The 19,905-nt window shown below is 45.4% G+C and carries 19 protein-coding genes; 13 read left to right on the top strand and 6 right to left on the bottom strand.

Going from position 1 to position 19,905, the window contains the following annotated elements:
- The first annotated feature begins 127 nt into the window (after window positions 1-127).
- The 5 genes from AC2D6U_RS01655 to AC2D6U_RS01635 all read left to right on the top strand — a co-directional run bounded on the left by AC2D6U_RS01655 (window position 128) and on the right by AC2D6U_RS01635 (window position 7,079).
- Complete coding sequence (locus AC2D6U_RS01655; RefSeq protein ID WP_484720573.1) at window positions 128-1,513, top strand: type III PLP-dependent enzyme domain-containing protein; 1,386 nt, start codon at window positions 128-130, stop codon at window positions 1,511-1,513.
- Window positions 1,514-1,537: 24 nt separating this feature from the next.
- Window positions 1,538-2,158 (top strand): class I SAM-dependent methyltransferase, encoded by a 621-nt coding sequence (locus AC2D6U_RS01650; protein WP_484719196.1) that lies wholly within the window; start codon window positions 1,538-1,540, stop codon window positions 2,156-2,158.
- 87 nt (window positions 2,159-2,245) lie between these two features.
- Window positions 2,246-3,889 (top strand): NADH-ubiquinone oxidoreductase-F iron-sulfur binding region domain-containing protein, encoded by a 1,644-nt coding sequence (locus AC2D6U_RS01645; protein WP_484719195.1) that lies wholly within the window; start codon window positions 2,246-2,248, stop codon window positions 3,887-3,889.
- A gap of 6 nt (window positions 3,890-3,895) precedes the next feature.
- Window positions 3,896-6,625: a formate dehydrogenase subunit alpha gene (fdhF, locus tag AC2D6U_RS01640; RefSeq protein WP_484719194.1), complete on the top strand. Its 2,730-nt coding sequence runs from the start codon at window positions 3,896-3,898 to the stop codon at window positions 6,623-6,625.
- A 166-nt stretch (window positions 6,626-6,791) separates the two neighbouring features.
- Window positions 6,792-7,079, top strand: coding sequence for a hypothetical protein (locus tag AC2D6U_RS01635; protein ID WP_484719193.1), 288 nt, complete (start codon window positions 6,792-6,794; stop codon window positions 7,077-7,079).
- A gap of 312 nt (window positions 7,080-7,391) precedes the next feature.
- Here the strand turns inward: AC2D6U_RS01635 and AC2D6U_RS01630 are convergent, their stop codons facing one another.
- Both AC2D6U_RS01630 and arsC read right to left on the bottom strand, forming a co-directional pair.
- Window positions 7,392-8,039, bottom strand: coding sequence for a DsbA family oxidoreductase (locus AC2D6U_RS01630; protein ID WP_484719192.1), 648 nt, complete (start codon window positions 8,037-8,039; stop codon window positions 7,392-7,394).
- Between the two features lie 280 nt (window positions 8,040-8,319).
- Complete coding sequence (gene arsC, locus AC2D6U_RS01625; protein WP_484719191.1) at window positions 8,320-8,661, bottom strand: arsenate reductase (glutaredoxin); 342 nt, start codon at window positions 8,659-8,661, stop codon at window positions 8,320-8,322.
- A 289-nt stretch (window positions 8,662-8,950) separates the two neighbouring features.
- On the opposite strand from arsC, the gene AC2D6U_RS01620 reads away from it, so the two are divergent.
- From AC2D6U_RS01620 to AC2D6U_RS01610, 3 genes are all read left to right on the top strand, one after another.
- Window positions 8,951-9,850, top strand: coding sequence for an aldo/keto reductase (locus AC2D6U_RS01620; protein WP_484719190.1), 900 nt, complete (start codon window positions 8,951-8,953; stop codon window positions 9,848-9,850).
- A 90-nt stretch (window positions 9,851-9,940) separates the two neighbouring features.
- Window positions 9,941-10,468: a YfiT family bacillithiol transferase gene (locus tag AC2D6U_RS01615; RefSeq protein ID WP_484719189.1), complete on the top strand. Its 528-nt coding sequence runs from the start codon at window positions 9,941-9,943 to the stop codon at window positions 10,466-10,468.
- A 138-nt stretch (window positions 10,469-10,606) separates the two neighbouring features.
- Complete coding sequence (locus AC2D6U_RS01610; protein WP_484719188.1) at window positions 10,607-10,984, top strand: VOC family protein; 378 nt, start codon at window positions 10,607-10,609, stop codon at window positions 10,982-10,984.
- A gap of 251 nt (window positions 10,985-11,235) precedes the next feature.
- Here AC2D6U_RS01610 and AC2D6U_RS01605 read toward each other — a convergent pair whose 3' ends face one another.
- The gene (locus tag AC2D6U_RS01605; RefSeq protein ID WP_484719187.1) at window positions 11,236-12,366 is read right to left on the bottom strand and encodes a DUF819 family protein; all 1,131 of its coding nucleotides are present in this window, start codon (window positions 12,364-12,366) and stop codon (window positions 11,236-11,238) included.
- Between the two features lie 85 nt (window positions 12,367-12,451).
- Between AC2D6U_RS01605 and AC2D6U_RS01600 the strand changes: the two genes are divergently transcribed.
- The 5 genes from AC2D6U_RS01600 to AC2D6U_RS01580 all read left to right on the top strand — a co-directional run bounded on the left by AC2D6U_RS01600 (window position 12,452) and on the right by AC2D6U_RS01580 (window position 17,096).
- Window positions 12,452-13,876 (top strand): sulfatase family protein, encoded by a 1,425-nt coding sequence (locus tag AC2D6U_RS01600; RefSeq protein WP_484719186.1) that lies wholly within the window; start codon window positions 12,452-12,454, stop codon window positions 13,874-13,876.
- Window positions 13,877-13,951: 75 nt separating this feature from the next.
- A complete protein-coding gene (locus AC2D6U_RS01595) occupies window positions 13,952-15,352 on the top strand; it encodes a Gfo/Idh/MocA family protein (protein ID WP_484719185.1) in 1,401 nt (466 codons plus the stop codon).
- Window positions 15,353-15,575: 223 nt separating this feature from the next.
- A complete protein-coding gene (locus AC2D6U_RS01590; RefSeq protein WP_484719184.1) occupies window positions 15,576-16,304 on the top strand; it encodes a class I SAM-dependent methyltransferase in 729 nt (242 codons plus the stop codon).
- 127 nt (window positions 16,305-16,431) lie between these two features.
- The gene (locus tag AC2D6U_RS01585; RefSeq protein ID WP_484719183.1) at window positions 16,432-16,764 is read left to right on the top strand and encodes a DUF2200 domain-containing protein; all 333 of its coding nucleotides are present in this window, start codon (window positions 16,432-16,434) and stop codon (window positions 16,762-16,764) included.
- The gene (locus AC2D6U_RS01580; RefSeq protein ID WP_484719182.1) at window positions 16,761-17,096 is read left to right on the top strand and encodes an avidin-fold protein; all 336 of its coding nucleotides are present in this window, start codon (window positions 16,761-16,763) and stop codon (window positions 17,094-17,096) included. The genes AC2D6U_RS01585 and AC2D6U_RS01580 overlap by 4 nt, the downstream gene beginning before the upstream one ends.
- 52 nt (window positions 17,097-17,148) lie before the next feature.
- Here AC2D6U_RS01580 and AC2D6U_RS01575 read toward each other — a convergent pair whose 3' ends face one another.
- The 3 genes from AC2D6U_RS01575 to AC2D6U_RS01565 are packed head-to-tail and all read right to left on the bottom strand — an operon-like array spanning window position 17,149 to window position 19,774.
- Complete coding sequence (locus AC2D6U_RS01575) at window positions 17,149-17,823, bottom strand: LytR/AlgR family response regulator transcription factor (RefSeq protein WP_484719181.1); 675 nt, start codon at window positions 17,821-17,823, stop codon at window positions 17,149-17,151.
- On the bottom strand, window positions 17,820-18,830 hold the full coding sequence (locus tag AC2D6U_RS01570; protein ID WP_484719180.1) for a sensor histidine kinase: 1,011 nt from the start codon (window positions 18,828-18,830) through the stop codon (window positions 17,820-17,822). The genes AC2D6U_RS01575 and AC2D6U_RS01570 overlap by 4 nt, the downstream gene beginning before the upstream one ends.
- Window positions 18,827-19,774, bottom strand: a complete 948-nt coding sequence (locus AC2D6U_RS01565) for a hypothetical protein (RefSeq protein ID WP_484719179.1) — start codon at window positions 19,772-19,774, stop codon at window positions 18,827-18,829. The genes AC2D6U_RS01570 and AC2D6U_RS01565 overlap by 4 nt, the downstream gene beginning before the upstream one ends.
- Window positions 19,775-19,905 lie beyond the last annotated feature (131 nt).

Here is a 19,905-nt window from a genome sequence, read left to right as displayed (position 1 = left end):
AAATTTTAATGAATGCTAATCTCAACTTGTTGAATATATTCGGCGCCACCCTTTTTGAAAAAAATTCTGCATGAGGAAAGAAATTCTTGAATTGTTGTGATATTTGATCGATAAACTACTGAATGCATTGAAAAGCTATTTTGACCTCATCGACCAATCTTTTGACTTTCCTACTGCTGAATTTCAGGTAAAAGGGAAATACTTGGAGTTTCATGGTGTCCCCCTGAAGAAAGTACTCGATCAATACGGCACGCCCCTTCGAATTACTTACCTACCTAAGATCAGCGAGAATATTCAAAACGCGAAGAAGTGGTTTGAAAATGCACTCAAGAAACATCGCTACAACGGGAATTACACCTATTGCTATTGTACCAAGTCGAGCCATTTCGAATTTGTTCTTGACAGGGTCTTGGCCAATGATTGCCAAATCGAAACATCCTCAGCTTTTGATATCCAAATCGTTCGAAGTCTTTACCAAAAAGGGAAAATAGACAAGAATTTACTGATCGTTTGCAATGGCTACAAACGTCCGTTGTACGTCAAATACATCAGTGAACTGATCAATGACGGTTTCGAGAACTGCATCCCGATCTTGGATAACCTCAATGAACTTGACGAATACAAAAAAACCATCGACAGGAACTTTAAAATTGGCATTAGAGTCGCTGCTGATGAGGAACCGAGCTTTGAGTTTTACACCTCCCGTCTTGGCATACGATACAGCGACATCATCAGCTATTACAAAGAAGAAATTAAAGACAGCTGTGCACAGCTCAAAATGTTACATTTTTTCATTAATACAGGCATTCGTGACACGGCCTATTATTGGAGTGAACTTAGCCGCTTTATGTACCAGTATTGCGAGCTTAAGAAAATCTGTCCTGAATTAGATACAGTTGATATTGGCGGTGGATTCCCGATCAAAACCTCGATGACCTTCGAGTACGATTACGAATACATGGTCGATCAAATCATTGAGAACATCAAATGGATCTGCGACAAAAACAACGTTCCTACACCTAACGTCATTACCGAGTTTGGCTCGTATACCGTTGGTGAGAGCGGCGCTTTCTTTTATTCGATCCTCGATCAAAAACAACAAAACGATAAGGAGTTGTGGTACATGATCGACGGGTCTTTCATTACTCACCTACCAGATGCTTGGGGACTCAATCAGAAGTACATTTTATTGGCCATTAGCAAATGGGACCACCCTTTTCACAAAGTGAATCTTGGTGGCTTGACCTGCGACAGTATGGACTATTACAATTCAGAGGCGCATTCTTCCGAAGTCTTCCTTCCCCTGATCGAAGAAGATGAGAAACTCTATGTTGGTTTTTTCAATACTGGCGCTTACCAAGAGTCATTGGGTGGCTATGGCGGCATACAGCACTGTCTGATTCCGGCACCCAAACACCTGTTGATCGACAAAGACGAGAATGGAGAGTTTAGCTACAACCTATTTGCAGAAGAGCAAACCCATGAGTCCATGTTGAACATTCTGGGGTATTAATCTCTAGCGTAAGGTCCTATCAAGATGAACCATCTAGACCGTCAAGCTCATTGGGAAAAGATCTACACGACCAAAGCCATGGATGAGGTCAGTTGGTTTCAACCTAAACCCGAGACTTCACTGGAGATCATTTTAGGCTTTAATCTACCAAAAACAGCAAAGATCATCGACGTCGGAGGTGGTGATAGCTTTCTAGTCGACCATTTGCTTTCTTTGGGTTTTCGTGACCTCACCATTCTCGATGTTTCCAGTTCGGCTATTGACCGAGCCAAAGAAAGACTGGGTGAAAAAGCTGCTCTGGTAAAATGGATCGTTGCCGACGCCGCTTCTTTTGTACCTTCTGAGTCTTATGACCTTTGGCATGATCGCGCAGCCTTTCATTTTCTTACAGAAGAAAAGGAAATAAGCCATTACGTAAATACCTCTAATCAATTCATCAACACGGGAGGCTATCTAGTCATCGGTACTTTTTCAACAGATGGCCCTACAAAATGCAGCGGAATCGAGATCAAGCAATATTCAACCAACTTGTTGACTACACTTTTTAACGGTTCTTTTAAACAACTTGATTGTGCAAAGGTAAACCACCACACGCCTTTCAATACCACTCAAAACTTCATCTTCTGTAGCTTTCAAAAGCGATAAAGCAGAACTCCCCTGCTTGTGAAGATTCAGGCAAAGCAAGATTCAAATTGAAGAATTGCTTATATTGAATTGCTTAACGCACCACCTATGTCAAAAAATTTAAGTCACCTCTCCGGTCGGAAAGGCATGGCCAACAACTTCTTTGAGAAAATTGGCCAATTGACCGAAGAAGCCGGCGGCCACCTGAATCCTGCACAACGCAAAGGATTGGCGGAAGAATACCTGATCGGAAAAGCCAACATCACCGGAACAATATCTGCTTATGATTTCGCTAAGGCAGAGAATCAAGGCAAGAAAGCCTATGTATGTAATGGCTCAGCCTGTATGCTCGCCGGTACGCAAGAAAACCTTCGAAAAGCACTCGGTAAGCATTATACAACAGAAGAGATCGGTGACATGACCTGTTTGGGACGCTGTCATGAGAATCATGCGTTTCACGCAGAAGGAAAGAATTATTCAGCTGAAGCGGCTGTCAATGAATTGGCAGAGAAAAAAGGAACCGCCGATGACTATCATGTCGGATACTACGGCAAGCAGATCCTCACCACAGACTTCCCTGGTTTGGATAAGTACTATGCCAGCCTAAAACAAGTACTTGATCAAGGGGCTGATGCCACTTTAGAAAAGATCAAAAACTCAGGGATTCGAGGCCGAGGTGGTGCCGGATTTCCCATGGGTTTCAAATTAGAAGCCTGTAAATACGAGGTCTCAGACCAGAAATTCATTATCTGCAATGCAGACGAAGGCGACCCTGGTGCTTATTCGGATCGTTATTTGATGGAAAAACAACCGCATGCGGTCATCTTTGGCATGATCGCAGCGGGCTTTACCATTGGCGCCAATTGGGGCGTCATTTACGCACGTGGCGAATACCCGGAGAGCATCGACATCCTCAATCAGGAGATCGAAAAGCTCTACGATCTACAGATCTTGGGTGACAATGTGATGGGCAGTGGTTTCTCATTTGATCTCAAGGTGGTCAAAGGCCTGGGTGCTTACATCTGTGGAGAAGAAACCGCCTTGCTTAATTCGCTGGAAGGACAACGACCAGAGGTGCGGACTCGACCTCCCTATCCGACTCAGCAAGGCCTTTTCAACAAACCTACCGTCGTCAATAATGTAGAAACACTTGCTGCGCTACATTACATTTTATCCAACTCGGGCAAGGCTTATGCAGGACACGGCACAGAAAAATCAACCGGAACCAAATTGGTTTGCTTGGATAGCTTCTTCAATCGACCAGGTTTGTATGAAGTAGAAATGGGCACGCCTTTGCGTACCGTCATCGACGAATTGGGCCAAGGATTCAAACAGCCGATCAAAGCCATGCACATTGGTGGTCCTCTAGGGGGGCTGGTCCCTGTTGGAAAAATCGATGATTTAACCATAGACTTCGAGAGCTTTTCGCAGAACGGCTTCCTTCTTGGACACGCCTCCGTGATCTGTATCCCACAAGAATATCCCTTAGTGAAATACATTGAACACCTTTTCGCTTTTACCGCTCATGAAAGTTGCGGTAAATGCTTCCCTTGTCGCCTCGGCTCTACCCGTGGTAAAGAGCTTTTTCAAAAAGCACAAAACGAAGATTTCAAGGTCGACCGCGCGCTATTGGACGATTTGATCGATACCCTTGAACGCGGTTCACTTTGTGCATTAGGTGGTGGACTCCCGCTGCCGATAAAGAATGCACTGCAGTACTTTGACGATGAATTGAAAACCTATTTAAGCTAATTGAAGATGAAAAAAGCATACATCAATAATGTGGCTTATGCCATCCAAGAAGGAGAATCGATTCTTCAATTCTTAGTAAGAAACACGGGCAATCGGCCGCCAACCCTCTGTGACGCACCCAACCTTGAGGCCTTTGGTTCATGCCGTGTCTGCTCTGTTGATGTGGCCTTGGAAAAAGAAGGCAAAACCAAGACCATGGCTTCTTGCCATACCCCTATTCAGGAGGGGCAGTACATCTATCCTGATACTACAGGAATTCAAAAATTAAGAAAGAATATTGTAGAGCTGGTCTTGACCGATCACCCACTAGACTGCCTGACCTGTGAGGTCAACGGTAATTGTGAATTGCAAGATGTGGCTGCTGAAGTGGGCATTCGAGATGTGCGCTACCCGGAAGGCGCGAACCACCTCGATCGGAAGAAAGACCTGAGTCATCCTTACATGACATCAGACATGTCGAAGTGCATCAACTGCTACCGCTGTGTGCGTGCCTGTGATGAAGTGCAGGGCGAATTTGTACTCAGCATGTCGGGTCGTGGATTCGATGCGCACATCATCAAAAGTGACAATGATAACTTCTTTGATTCAGACTGTGTGAGCTGTGGTGCCTGTGCACAGGCTTGTCCTACCTCAGCCATTAGTGATGTCTTTGAATCCAAATCACGCGTCACCGAAGAAAAAACAAGAACCGTCTGCACCTACTGTGGAGTGGGTTGCAATCTGGAAGTTAGTACCAAGAACGGACAGATCACCTCCATTCAAGCCCCATATGAGGCAGCAGCCAATGGTGGACATACTTGTTTAAAAGGACGATTTGCCTTCAAATTCTATAACCATAAGGATCGCTTGACCTCTCCGTTGATCAAGCGCAACGGTGTGTTTGAAGAAGCCTCTTGGGACGAAGCCTACGACTTTATTGCTGAGCGACTGAACAAGTACATCGCTGAAGATGGCCCGGACAGCATTGCCGGTATTTCTTCTGCTCGCACCCCTAATGAGGAGAATTACCTCATGCAGAAATTCATTCGTGCAGTGGTTGGCACCAACAACATCGACTGCTGCGCTCGCGTGTGTCACTCACCCACTGCCTTGGGTATGCAGCGTGCCTTTGGTACCGGTGCAGCAACTAACTCCATCGAAGACTTAGAGCATACTGATTGCATCATTGTGATCGGAGCCAACCCTACCGATGCTCATCCCGTCACAGGAGCTAAGATCAAGCAGAAATTTATGCAGGGTGTGACCAGTATAGTGGTAGATCCTAGAAAGATCGAGTTAGCCAAATATGCTACTTATCATTTGCAGCTAAGGCCTGGCACCAATGTGGCCTTGCTCAATATGATGTTGTACTACATCATCACCAATAACTGTCAGGACCAAGATTTTATTGATCAGCGTTGTGAAGATTATGCCGGCTTTAAGGAAGAGATCTTAAAACTCGACATGGACGAGCATGAGCGCATCACCGGTGTCGACAAAAACCTTGTTCAAGAAGCTGCCTTGTCCTATGCCAATGCCAATGCCGCCATGGAATTTCACGGTTTAGGTGTCACCGAGCATTACCAAGGGACTTTTACCGTTCAGCTGATCTCTGACCTAGCCATGATTACTGGCAACATTGGTCGACCCGGTTGCGGGGTGAATCCTCTACGCGGCCAGAACAATGTGCAAGGCGCAGCAGACATGGGCGCACAACCTCATCAGGGTGCCGGTTATATGGATGTCACTAATCCAGAAGTGAATCATCGATACAATACCTTCTACAAGTCGGATAAAGTACCAATGCATATCGGCTATAAAATTCCAGAAATGTTCAATGCTGCCATTGAAGGCAAGTTGAAAGCCCTTTGGATCATTGGTGAAGATGTGGTGCAAACCGATCCGAATACACAAAAAGTGATGAAAGCCATGGACAGCCTTGACCTTTTGGTGGTGCAAGAATTGTTCATGACTGAAACCGCCAAACACGCCACCGTGGTGTTACCTGGTGCCAGTTTCTTGGAGAAGGACGGCACCTTTACCAATGGTGAGCGTAGAATTCAGCGCGTACAAAAAGTAGTGGAGCCGCTTCCGGGCACCAAAGCCGATGGGCAGATCATCGTAGAGATGATGCGCAAAATGGGCTATGACCAACCCGATTATTCGGGTGCTGGTGTACTTGAAGAAGTCTCGAAAATCGTTCCTTTCTTTGAAGGGGCTACCTGGGAAAGATTGGGCGATAACGGACTGCAATGGCCCGTCAAAGCCGACGGTACCGATTCACAGATTCTGCATGGCGAGCAATTCAAGCGAGCTGGGGGGAAAGGCAAATTCACTTTTGTCAATTGGGAAGAATCGCGAGAGGTCGAAAAGCATGGAAAAGACTACCCTTACATCATCACCACCAATCGAGAACTGGAGCATTACAACTGCGGGGCCATGACCCGTAGAACGGGCAACCTCGATATCTTAACAGAGGACGTGTTGTTGATCTGTCCGGAAGACGCCGCTAAACACTTCATTGAAGACGGCGACATGGTCTGTGCCGAAAGTCCTCGCGGCAAGGTGGACATCAAGGCGAAGATCACTGACGAAATGAAGCCGGGTATTCTCAGCTCGACCTTCCATTTCCCTGAGATCATGCTGAACATCATCACCAGTGATGAGCACGATACGGAAGCCATGTGTCCTGAATACAAGGTGGTGTCTTGTCGAATCCGTAAATCGAAAGGAAAGTATAAGCAGCAAGAGGCTTGAGAATGATGAATGTTCAATCCGGTAGCCCTGGAAAGAAATTCGATACGATTTAATGTTTAATCATTTGATTAGAGATACTACCTAATACATGTTTGAATGACCCATTTTATTATTCCCGTTCTTTTTCAACCGGGAAAAGTGATTTTTTTTTAAGTATGTTTAAGACATGGACTCAATTTTACTTTCGGCCTTAATCGGAGCAGGAGCAACTACAGCTGTTGGTGTTTTGACGGTCTATGGAAAGGATATTAAATCAAGTAGGAAAAGAAAAGAGCTAGGCTATCCAGACATTAAAGGACATTGGAAAGCCTCTTGGTATCAAGATGGCGCTAAGGATGTTTACCTGGAAGACACCGTAGTCATCAACCGAATAAGAGGGCAAAACATTTTCGGTGAAGGACAAAATAACCAAAACGGTAATTATCCCATCTCTGGAAAATTCTCAAGAAACTAAATTCTTAATTTGATCTATGAGTCGGGACAAAACTATGTCTCACTTTCGGGTGTCATTATGCTTAAGATAAATCCATTGGGTACCGAATGTCGAGGGAGATGGTATGGCTATACCAGAGAAGACAAATTAGCAGGGGGCGACGTTGTTTGGCAAAAACTATAGCGTCAAGACTTCCGGGTAAACAGATAAATAATTTATTAACCAACGGTCAATGCTATTTAGGGTTGGGCATCTTTTCAAAATGCATTATTCGTCACTCAGAACTGGCATTTTTCATTAGGCAAGAAAGTGCTCCGAAGCTTCGATCAGCCACTAAACCTTCTCAAGCACCTCCGTAAATGCCGCTGGTGGTTGTGCACCCGCCACACCATATTGGCGATTTACCACAAAGAAAGGCACGCCTGTCAATCCCAATTGCTGACCTTCTTCGATGTCTTGAGCCACAGCACTCTTCAGGGTGTTGCTCTGAAGTGCTTCGCGGACCATTTCAGCAGAAAGCCCCACCTGTTCACCGATCTGCACCAGCTCTTCTTCATCGCCGAAATCCCGACCTTCAGTAAAATAAGCTTTGAAGAGCAGCTCTTCCAGCTCATCACCCTTACCGTGCAATTTGGCCAGCTGTATCAGGCAGTGCGCCTTGAGTGAGTTGGCCGGTTTGGCTTTATCAAAGTTATAATCCAAGCCCACGGATTTTGCCATGTCGACTACCCGTTGATGCATCTGTACAGACTGCTCGTAGGTCCATCCTTTTTTATCAGCTAAGTATTGATAGATATCACCTTCATAGTTGAGGTCATGTGGAATGGTAGGGTCAAGCTGAAAGCTTTTCCATTCGACTTCAACTCTATCCTTGTCCTCAAACTGCTCAAGTGCTTGTTCAAAATGTCGCTTGCCGATATAACAAAAGGGACACATCACATCACTCCAGATCTCTACTTTGATAGGGGCTTTTTCACTCATGTGAGACTAACTACAAAGAAGTTCAGAAAGTTCAGTCTGAAATTGGTGCTCAGTTGACGGTTATTGGTTAATCGTTATTCGTTAATCGTTATTCGTGTTTGGTGCTCAGGGTAGCTCAATGCAGAGAAACGAAGAAGCTTTTAAATTGATAAGGAGACCTGACGGCAGGAAGGTTCTTCGGTCGTACCTCCCTCTGAATGATGTTCTGACTTGTTCCCGTTCTCAGTTCTTAACTTCTGACCACTAACTACTCTCGCGACTCGTGGCTCGTGGCTCGTGGCTAAAGTAGCTCCTTCACATTCTCCGGAGGTCTACCGAGCACTGCTTTGTTATCGCGGGTAACGATGGGTCGTTCGATCAACTTCGGGTATTCGACCATGGCTTCGATCCACTCTTTATCGGATAAGCTTTTGCCTTTGAACTGCTCTTTGTAAATGGCCTCTCCTTTTCTGATCAGCTGTTCCGGTTTAATGCCCAACATCTCTACTAATTTGTGAAGCTCGTGAGCTGAAGGCACTTCCTTTAGGTACTCAATTACCTCCACTAGCTCACCGCTGTCTTCAATGAGCTGAAGGGTCTCTCTACTTTTTCTGCATCGGGGGTTGTGATAGATCGTAAGCATATGCGAAAATAAAAACTATGAAATTTCTTCACTCATTATTAGAAAGTCATTGCGGAATTTTCCTTTGAAAATTTATCAAAATCAAAGGAAAATATCCGCAATCTCATTTAAACGATACTGAGATACCGGATAAAATAGGCCCTTGAAGAATTTAAGGCCTATTTTTCCGGCATGACGTCATTTATTATTAAGAACTCGGGTTAATTAAATTCTGAAACTAGCCTACCTGCCGCAGGCAGGTTCATGTGACTATAATTTATTTTATTTACCAATCAATAAAGAAAACGCTATGAAGCAGATCCAACTCAATGATGAAGTCAGTATCTCAAACCTGGTGCATGGCGTATGGCGCTTGTCTGAGTGGCGCATGTCAGATCAGGACATCATACAACTGGTAGAAGATTGTCTGGCACTAGGCATCGATACCTTTGACCATGCCGATATTTATGGAGACTACAGCTGCGAGGAACTCTTCGGGAAGGCGTTAGGACAAGTCCCTGAGCTGAACAATAAGCTCAAGATTGTCACCAAATGTGGTATCCAGTTAATGTCTCAAAAGCGCCCTTCAACTTACATTAAGCATTACAACACCAGCTTTGAGCACATCGTCAAATCGGCGGAGAATTCCTTGAAAAAGCTCAAAAGAGAGCAACTGGATGTTTTACTGCTTCACAGACCCGATCCACTGATCAACCCTGAGGAGGTAGCGAAGGCATTTGACCAATTGAAGAAGGAAGGCAAGGTAAAAGCCTTTGGTGTTTCCAATTTTTTGCCAAGTCAATTCAATGCCTTGCAGTCTTACCTGGACTTCAAGCTGGTCACAAACCAAATCGAGATCTCCATTGCTGCCTTGCAAGAATTTGAGAACGGCACTGTCGACCACTGTCAGGAACATCGTATCCATCCGATGGCTTGGTCGCCTTTGGCAGGCGGAGCCATCTTCACGGCCGAAACGCATCGTTTCTTGACCATGCGCAATGTCATTCATAAGATCGCTAAACAGCATGAAGTAAGAACAGATCAGATCATGTTTGCTTGGTTACTCGCACATCCAGTAGGCATCGTTCCCATCATCGGCTCGGGTAAGTTGGAGCGTATCCAAGCGGCTGTTGAGTCACTTGACATTCAACTCAGTCGCCAGGAATGGTTTGAATTATGGACGGCTTCGAAAGGACAGACTGTACCGTAGAGCTGCAAGCTGCAAGCCGCAAGCTGCAAGAGTAGCAACTCCTTGAAGCTTGTCGCTTGTGGCTCGTCACTAAATTGAATAACTTCCAACATGAGTGATCCAAGATACCCTATCGGAAAATTTCAAAAGCCCGAGAACATCACCAAACAACAGATCGAAGACTGTATAGAACAGATCCGCACCTTGCCTCGGCGATTTGCGATCGAAGTGGTGGAAATGAGTCAGGACCAACTGGACACCCCGTATCGAGAAGGGGGCTGGACGGTGAGAGACCTCATTCATCACTTGGCCGATTCACATATCAATTCGTACGTGCGTTTTCATTGGGCCATGACAGAGGACTCTCCGCAGATCAAAGCTTATGACGAAGAAGGATGGGCAGAACTTCCTTACTTGAAGACCATGAGCATTCAGACCTCATTGGATCTGCTCAGTCTAATCCACGAACGCTGGGTCGCCTTACTCAATTCCATGAACCCTCAAGATCTTGAAAAAGCCTACATCCATCCCGTCAATGGCAAGCAGGTATTAAAAGAAGTGTTGGCCATGTATGCCTGGCATGGCGAGCATCACCTGGCGCACGTGACAGAGTTGAAGAAAAGAATGGGGTGGACTTAAAAAAGTTGTAAGCTTTAAGCTACGAGCCACGAGGTTAACACCTTTAAATCCAGTAACTTGAAGCCTGCATCCTTCCCTTCATATCCTCACTTCCTTACCTAATCACGCTAAAAATCCTTATCTTATCAATAAAAGCTCATGGACAACAAACCCGGAACTATCGGATGGATCGACATGGTCACAACTGATGCAAAAGAAGTACAAGAATTTTATGCCGAAGTGGTCGGCTGGACGTCGTCACCAGTCTCAATAGGCGATTATGACGACTACACGATGATGTCGGGTGATCAACCTGCTGCTGGTGTTTGCTACCACAAGGGTGTGAATAGCGACATACCTCCTGCCGTCTGGATGATTTACATCAACGTAGAAGATCTCGACAAAAGCCTAGCAGCCGTCAAAAAAAGAGGAGGAAAACTGCTGACCAAGATCAAAGATATGGGATCCTATGGCCGCGCATGTTACATCGAAGATCCAGGAGGCGCCAAGTGTGCACTTTTTGAGCCGAAGGCTTAGTTAACAGGAGATCAGAAACAGGAGATTAGGGCGTTCTTAAAAGGCATCATCTTTCTGAATGAGGATACCAAATGACTCGTCACTCTGACGGTTTCGAGGTATGAGAAAAACGAGGCCTCTCCTCCTTCGTTGAGGGAGATTCTTCGCTGCGCTCTGAATGACGTCCTAGAATAGATCTAAACTCATCACTCGCTACTCGAAGCTCACAACTCGCTACTCCCCTTGCAGCTTGCGGCTTAAAGCGTGCTACTTTACAGCAATCCGGCTACCAAAAAACCCAAATAAGTACCCAAACCCGTTCCAAGACTTCCCGCTAAAATGGCAGGTAGCAAGAGATCGTTTCGCTTAAAGCTTTTGGACAGGGCCAGTGCCGAGCTTGCTCCTCCAATATTGGCCTGAGAGGCAATGGCAATGATCGACCAATCCGTTTTGAAAACGACACCACATGCCAACAGGAATAGGCCATGCACCAACACGATGGCTGCTGTAAACAACAAGATATCAATTGCATGCTCCCCCACTTCCACCAATGCCGTGACCTCACAAAAAGCACCTACCACCACCAAAAACAGGTAAACAGCGAACATGCCTAGGACCTTAGCGCCTGGTAGCTGCTGGATCAATTTGAGCTGCTCCAAGAGCAAGGCCAGTGTGGTCAAGATCAAAACGGAAGGAATACCGCTAGGCGCTGCCAACAGATCTGACACTAGGATCGCGGCAAGCCCTAAAAAGAGCATAGCACCTAATCGAAGGGGCCCGACATGCTCTCGCTCAGTATAGGCCTCAAGTGCTTCCTCCTCTTTCATTTTCAATTCAGGATTAGGCTTGATCTTTATCATTAAAGCGGGCAAGGCCAATGTGACCAACATCCAAATGGCTGTCACAATGTTATCAGCCACGACGATACCCGTGTAAACCGCCCCTTCTCTAACCACATCATAATGGAGGGCAACTGCATTGAAATTAGCACTTCCGCCGGTATAGGTACCTGTCATCATGCCGGCGATCGCCGCATAGTTATCTCCAAAGACCACCTCACCATTGATCAAATTGATGGCCACCAACACCCCTAACATGGTGCCCGCAGAACCTAGGACAAAGGCCATCAGCATAGGCAATCCGGCCTTTTTTAATTCCTTTAGGTTAACGCCGAGCAGCAAGAAAAAAATGGAGGCAGGGGCAACATACTTGAAAATAGCATCATACACCGGGCTGGCATTAGAGGCCGAAGGAATCCAACCAAAGTTGGCAAAGATCGCCCCCAAAATGATCACCAAAAGCGCACCCGAAATGTGCTTGAGAAAGGTGTGCTTAGTCAGCCATTCGCTTAGGAAGATCAAACCACAAAGAACGGTCAGGATATAGATCGGATTTTGGATCATAGCTCCCAAAATACAGAATTCCTTATAAATGGAATTTTGATCGAATCGAAATGCATTTACCTGAGATTCCTTAAATTGATTAGCGATGAAGCAACTCCTTATCCTCTTTGTAGCACTCACTCTTTTACAGGCTTGCACCCAGGCGCCCGACCTTCCGCAGCAACCTAATATTGTGATCATTTTTACTGATGATCAGGGTTATCAAGACGTGGGTGTTTTTGGTGCACAGGGGTTTGAGACACCACATTTGGATCAAATGGCAGCCGATGGCCTCAAGCTTACTGACTTTTATGCAGCGCAAGCGGTGTGTTCAGCCTCTCGAGCCGGTCTCTTAACGGGTTGTTATCCGAACCGCATAGGCATCCATGGCGCATTTATGCCCAATAGCAAGAAAGGTTTGCATTTGGAGGAAACGACCATTGCCGAGCTGCTCAAACCAAATGGCTATGCCACCGCCATTTATGGCAAATGGCACTTGGGCGACGCTCAGGAATTCTTGCCCACAAAACAGGGCTTTGATGAATATTTTGGCATTCCTTATTCGAATGACATGTGGCCTTATCATCCTCAGCAAGGCCCCGTTTTCAACTTTGGACCGTTACCGCTTTATGAAAACGAAACGATCATTGACACGCTTACCGATCAGTCCTTGCTGACTCGTCAGATCACTGAGCGTAGCGTGGATTTCATCAAGAGGAATAAAGACAACCCTTTCTTCTTATATGTGGCCCATCCACAGCCCCATGTACCCCTTTTTGTTTCTGATGATTTCAAAGGTAAATCTGAGAGGGGTCTTTATGGTGATGTGATCATGGAGATCGACTGGTCAGTTGGTCAGATCCGGAAGACGCTCATGGAAGAAGGATTAGCTGAGAACACTTTAGTCATTTTTACTTCTGACAACGGTCCCTGGCTGAATTACGGTGAACATTCCGGCAGTGCACTGCCCTTACGCGAAGGAAAAGGCACTGCCCTTGAAGGTGGTCAGCGGGAACCAACCATCATAGCATGGCCGTCCGTATTGCCAGAGGGAAAGACGATCCAAACGCCCATGATGAGTATCGACATCCTGCCCACCATCGCTGAGATCACCCAAAGTCAGTTGCCCGAAAAAACGATTGATGGTCAAAGCCTTTGGAAAGTATGGACAGGAGAAAGCGAAGAAGGGCCTCAGGAAGCCTATTTCTTTTACTACCATATCAATGAATTGCAAGGCGTACGTTACAAGAATTGGAAGCTTTATTTTCCTCATAACTACCGGAGTCTGAATGGTCGAGAAGGGGGCAAAGATGGTTTACCTGTCAACTATGAGTACCTCAGGTTTGAAGAGATTGCTCTTTATGATCTTTCAAAAGACATCAGCGAAACTAACGATGTAGCCAAAGCGCATCCTGAAGTGGTCAAAAAAATAATGGCCTTGGCTGAAGACATGCGTGCACGACTCGGCGATGCACTAACTGAGCGACAGGGGAAAGAAAACCGTGATCCCGGAATCATCAGCCGAAATTAAAAACCTCTTTTGGAAAATCATTTTGACTTTTACCAAAAAGGTCTGATTATGCATTGTTAACCTAACTCTTCTGCCATGTCCAAATTAGATAGACGTAAATTTTTACGCACCACCTCCCTCTCAGCAGCTGCTGTAGCCACGGCTACGCTATTCAATAACTGTGCTCCGCAAGAACAGGAACGCCCAACAGGCGCTCAATACATGGGGGACTTTGCCGCACCAAAACTCAATACCGTTAAGATCGCCTTGATCGGAGTCGGTGCAAGAGGAAGTGGCCATGCCCGAGATTTCGCCTCGTTCGAAGGCACGGAGATCGTGGCCATCTGTGATCTTTACGAAGACTGGGCACAACGTTCTGCCGAGCGTTGCAAGGAAGAGGGCAATGGCCAACGCCATCAAAACATCAAACTCTATCATGGAGATGAAAATCTCTGGAAGCAGATGCTCAGTGAGCAAAAGCCGGACATGGTGATCGTTTCGACCAATTGGAAAAACCATGCGCCCATGGTCATTGAGGCCATGAAGCAAGGAGCGCACGCCTTTGTCGAAGTTCCTATTGCTACCACGCTGGAAGAGATGTGGCAGATCGTAGATACTTCTGAAGCCACAGGCAAGCACTGCATGATGATGGAAAATGTCAACTATGGCCGTGATGAACTCATGTTCCTCAACATGTGCCGACAGGGACTCATTGGCGACATTTTGCATGGTGAGGCCTCTTATATCCATGAACTACGCTTCCAAATGGAAGAACAAGAACGCGGCACAGGTTCTTGGCGAACACACCATTATGCCAACCGAAATGGCAACCTCTACCCAACCCATGGGCTAGGACCTGTAGCGCAATACATGAACCTAGGAAGAACAGACGATAGCTTCGACACCTTGGTATCCTACTCTACGCCGGCAATGGGAAGAGCAAAGTATGCGAAAGAAAATTATGCTGTGGACCATAAGTGGAATCAATTGTACTACAAAGGTGGAGATTTGAACACTTCTATCATCAAAACACAACTGGGTAGAACCGTTATGGTGCAATGGGATGAAACGAGCCCAAGACCGTATTCCCGATTGAACTTGATTCAAGGCACGCTCGGTACATTGGCGGGTTTCCCAACACGGGTAGCCCTAGAAGGAGGCGTAGAAGGCTTTACGAAAAGTCACCATTCCTGGGCGCAAGGACAAGAAGCCTTGGCCGCACTACGAGAGCGATACGATCACCCCTTGTACAAAAAGCTAAACGAAAGCACAAAAGACTCCGGGCATGGCGGTATGGATGGCATCATGCGCTACCGCATCATTGAATGTCTTCGAACTGGAACACCGTTGGATCAAAATGTGTACGAAGGTTGCTTCTGGTCGGCAGTTGGGCCATTGAGTGAAAAGTCTGTTGCCGAAGGAGGCATGCCACAAGCATTCCCTGACTTCACCAGAGGCGGCTGGAAAGAAACGAAGGCTTTGAGCATCATTGCATAGTATACTCTGTGAGAACGTCATTCCCGCGAAAGCGGGAATCTCCTTTTCTTCACAAGTATCCTACAAAAACTGGCACAATAATGAAACTAAAGCTTAAACCCTACTGGGTCACCTATTTCATTGTGCTGATCTTTCCGCCCATGTTGGTGTTGTCACCAACAAGAAAAAAGCAGCCCTGCATTCTGCCGCATAACCTTTTGCTCTTTCATTCGGTTCTTAGCCCATGAAAACCATCAAAAGTCTCTCCTTTCTCCTGTTGTTCTTATCCTTTGCTGCCTGTGCGCAAAGCCAGTCCGATAAGGTTGCTGAAGAACGCTATACTTACAAAAAGGGTGATCCACAAGGCATTGACAAATGGTACATGGGAAGGCAGATCGCTTATGTAATGGGCTATCAAGGCATGGCATGGTTAGAGCGACCGGAGCGAGAAAAAGAAGAACGCACCAGCTTGCTGCTTAAGAACATGGACCTTCAGGCGGATGATGTGATCGCTGATATCGGCGCTGGCTCGGGCTATCATGTCTTCAAAATGGCCGAAAAGGTTTCTAAAGGAAAAGTGTATGCCGTGGACATCCAAACGGAGATGCTCGCGGCCATGCAGCTCAAGATCAATCAGCAGAAAGTAACAAATGTGGAGTTGATCAAAGGAACGGAGGAATCGGTCAACTTACCAAAAAACAGTATCGATAAGGTACTGATGGTAGACGTTTACCATGAGTTCAATTTCCCGTATGAGACCATGCTATCGATCAAAGACGCCATGAAACCTGACGGTAAGGTCTACCTCATTGAATACCGCGCAGAAGACCGCTCAGTGCCCATCAAGCCCATCCACAAAATGAGTGAGTGGCAGGCGGTGAGAGAGATGGAAGCAGCAGGATTCGTACTTGAAGAAAACATTGACAACCTGCCCTGGCAGCATTGTATGGTCTTTGTCCTAAAGCAAAAGTGAGCTAGTCATAGATTGATTGACAGTTAACCTATGACCGGGCTTATTTGCCAGAAAATTATTATTTTGTCTTCATAACTTTTTAATCATGCCTACAACAACACCCGCGCATGACGCTAAAATTGCGCAAATGAAATTTTTTTCGGTATACCCGCATTACGTGACCAAAGTGGAGAAGAAGGGACGAACCAAAGCCGAATTGCACGAGGTCATCCAATGGCTTACAGGCTTCAGCGAAGGAGACCTCAATCAATTAATAGAAGAGAAAGTAACCTTTCAAGAGTTTTTCGAACGGGCCAGTGTGAACCCCAATGCCGATCTGATCACCGGTTCTATCTGCGGTTACAAGATCCAGGAAATTGAAACCCCACTGACGAGACAAGTTCGTTATCTTGACAAGCTCATTGATGAGTTAGCCAAGGGAAGAAAAATGGACAAGATCTTACGTAAACCTTTAGAATGAACTACCACCAAAAGCGTTTCAAACCTATTTCGAACACCGATAACGGCGAGACTTCCGAAGAAACCATTTTCCTATATCAGCAAAAAGGAGCAATTCTGACCTCCGAATACAGTGGCGGAGCGATCAAAAAAGGACATTTGATCGGATTAGTGGATGAGTTTGGGAAAATTGATATGCGCTATCATCAGGTCAACCTAAAGGGCGATTTGATGACAGGCATTTGTCATTCTAAACCTGAAGTGATGCCCAATGGCAAGATCAGTTTGCATGAAAAATGGCAATGGACCTCAGGAGATCGTGGTAGAGGGGCCTCAATACTCGAAGAAATTTGACGGTCGATAACCCCAAAATGGTCATTGAACCTATGGATAACAGCTCCATTGACTAGCTCAGAGCAGCCAAGACCTGCTCGCGGTATACCTGTCCAATGGCAACCATTTGATCGCCCATCTTGATCTGATTGCCTTCAATGAATTCCACCTTGCTTTTGTTGATGATATACGATTTATGTGTTCGGATGAATTGATCATCCGGTAGCTCAGTCAGTAGCTTCTTCATGGTATGTGTGATGATGAGCACCTGATCATTCAAATGTACTTTGACATAATCACCAAAGGCTTCAAAGAAAAGGATATCATCAAAAGCGGTACGGTATAATTTTTTATCCACTTTCAACATGATGTGCTCAGCAGATTCATGGCTGGCCGCTCTTCGTTCCTTCACCTTTTGCACGGCCTGAAGAAAACGATCAAAGGCAATGGGTTTCATTAAATAATCCACCGCATTCAATTCAAAACCCTCAAGCGCAAATTCCGGGTAAGCGGTGGTGAAAATAACCTTCGGCTTATTCGTCAAGGACTTATAGAAATTGATCCCAGACAGTTTCGGCATGTTGATGTCGAGAAAGATCAATTCCACGGGTTGCTTTTCTAGTCCAGACATGGCTTCTAAGGCATCCTTATATTCACCATTAAGTTCGAGATCCGGATGATCGGCAACAAATTGTCGGAGCACATCTCGGCTTAAGGGTTCATCATCAATTAAGGCACAAGTGATCATTTCAATAGCAAGTTAACGTGAAACTCATTGTCTTTCTGGTTGATCTTCAGCTCATGTCGACCCGGGTAGATCAATTGAAGCCTCCGCTTGACATTTTCAAGACCGATCCCTCCATATTTACCTTTTTCCATGTCATCGACCGAACCCAGGTTGTTGCGAATACTCACAGCTATTTGGGCACCAATGGTCCAATCGATTTGCACAAAGGCTTCTTCAGAAGCACCTTTTAAGCCGTGTTTAAACGCATTTTCAACTAGAGGGAAGACCAGTAAAGGAGCAATTTGCACACCTTCGATATCTCCGGAAATCGTCATATTGACATGGGCACCATCATCCACCCGAAGTTTTTGCAGCTCAATATAATTCTCGAGCATCTCTACTTCCTTGGCCAGGGGCACCAGGTCATCACCCACTTCATAGAGCATGTAGCGGAGTAAATTCGAAAGCTTCAAGACCGTTTCAGCGGTTTGCTCACTTTTAACCAGGGCCTGAGAATAAATACTATTCAAGCTATTGAAGAGAAAATGCGGATTGACCTGAGCCTTTAACGAATTCAACTCAATGGATAATTTTTCTTTTTCTACTTGTTGAAGCACATACCATGATTTTGATAGCTTTATCAAAGTAGTCAGCACCAAATAGATCGAGAAAATGGTAATCAAAACCTGCCATTCGGTAAAAGACACCATATAAAACTCCGTCGGTAGGATGGGCAGCAAGACCTCAAAGGTAAATTCATGCAGGCCAAACGTGACGGCTAGTAAAAAAGGGATACTTAAGGCGTAGTAGAAATAGTTACCATTAGCGAGTAGCTTGGGGATCAGGAGCCTGAGGTTCACATAAACAAGAAACACCAAGGGCAAATGGAAAAGTAAGGCATAGAAAAAATCGATGAATTTGAAGATGTTAGAAATACTGAAGTAATTCCCAATCGCATACACGGAAAGCACCCAGAAAACCGGGTGCTGTATCCATCTTGAGTTCAAGACCTTGACTATCGTATTCATAGTGCCGTTTTGCTATATACCTCTGCTTCTTCGAAAACCGTCTCGTCATTTGAATAACGATCTAAGAACTTTTGGATCTCTTCAGGCTGTGCCGTGATCACCACATTGCCTTCGACATACTCATGTCGTAATCTGACCAAATTGCTTTCAAACAGTTCGTTGAGTTTTCCAAGATCGAAAGGTGTCAGCTTCAATTGACCATTTTCTAGGTTCATTTTCATGAAAGTATGAACGGGAAAGAGATTATCTGATAAGATATTGTCTTGCAATTCGGGCATCGGATAGATGTCTAGAAAGTAGTCCTCACCGATCTCGACAACATGTGCCAAATAAGTCTTTGCCAATCCATCTTCCATTACAGTCATGAAATAACTTTCTTTCTTCGTAACATAGGAAGTCCCATTGATCTTGGCATCGACCTCTTTTAATGCTTTCCCTAGTTTACCTAATCCTTTCGAAAGGTCGCGCATCATATCGCCTAACTCATTACCCTCAGAATTCACCGCTGAGTCTAATTCATTGACCATGGCTCCCAATGCTTTTTGAGTATCCGACTCCATCCCTCCAAAAATTGAATCATAATAGGCCTTTACTTTCACCGGATCATCAATGAGTTCACCATTGACCTCCACAGTAATCGGCTCATCACCTCTTGCTACCCAGCCATCACCGGTAATCTCGTAGTTATAGGTTTCCGGGTTGCCATCGGTATCATCATTCATGGTGAATGCTACGTCACTCATTGTGGCTTTCACGTCCTTCTTGTCATTGTTAGCGGCTTCAAATTCAATATAGTCGCCACTTGAATTGGTCTGCCACTTGCCTATCAATTCCGGTAAAAACACGAGGGTTTCATTTGTGTAGATCGGGAAGAGCGAGTACACACAAGAGTTCATGATCAGCACGATGGCTGCAAATGCGATTGTTACTTTAAGTCGTTTCATAATTCAGCTATTTTGTTTTGTTGTTGACTCAAAGGTGTCTGTTGACCATAAGTTCTGAAAATTTTGTCGATGAACACGTGAATTCTCCGGACGAACATGCCTTCGGTGGTATTGAGACATGAGTATTGCGG

The sequence above is a fragment of the Roseivirga sp. YIW32 genome (genome assembly GCF_057219245.1).
Note: the sequence above shows the minus strand (reverse complement) of the source record. Positions and strands in the feature narration are given on the sequence as shown.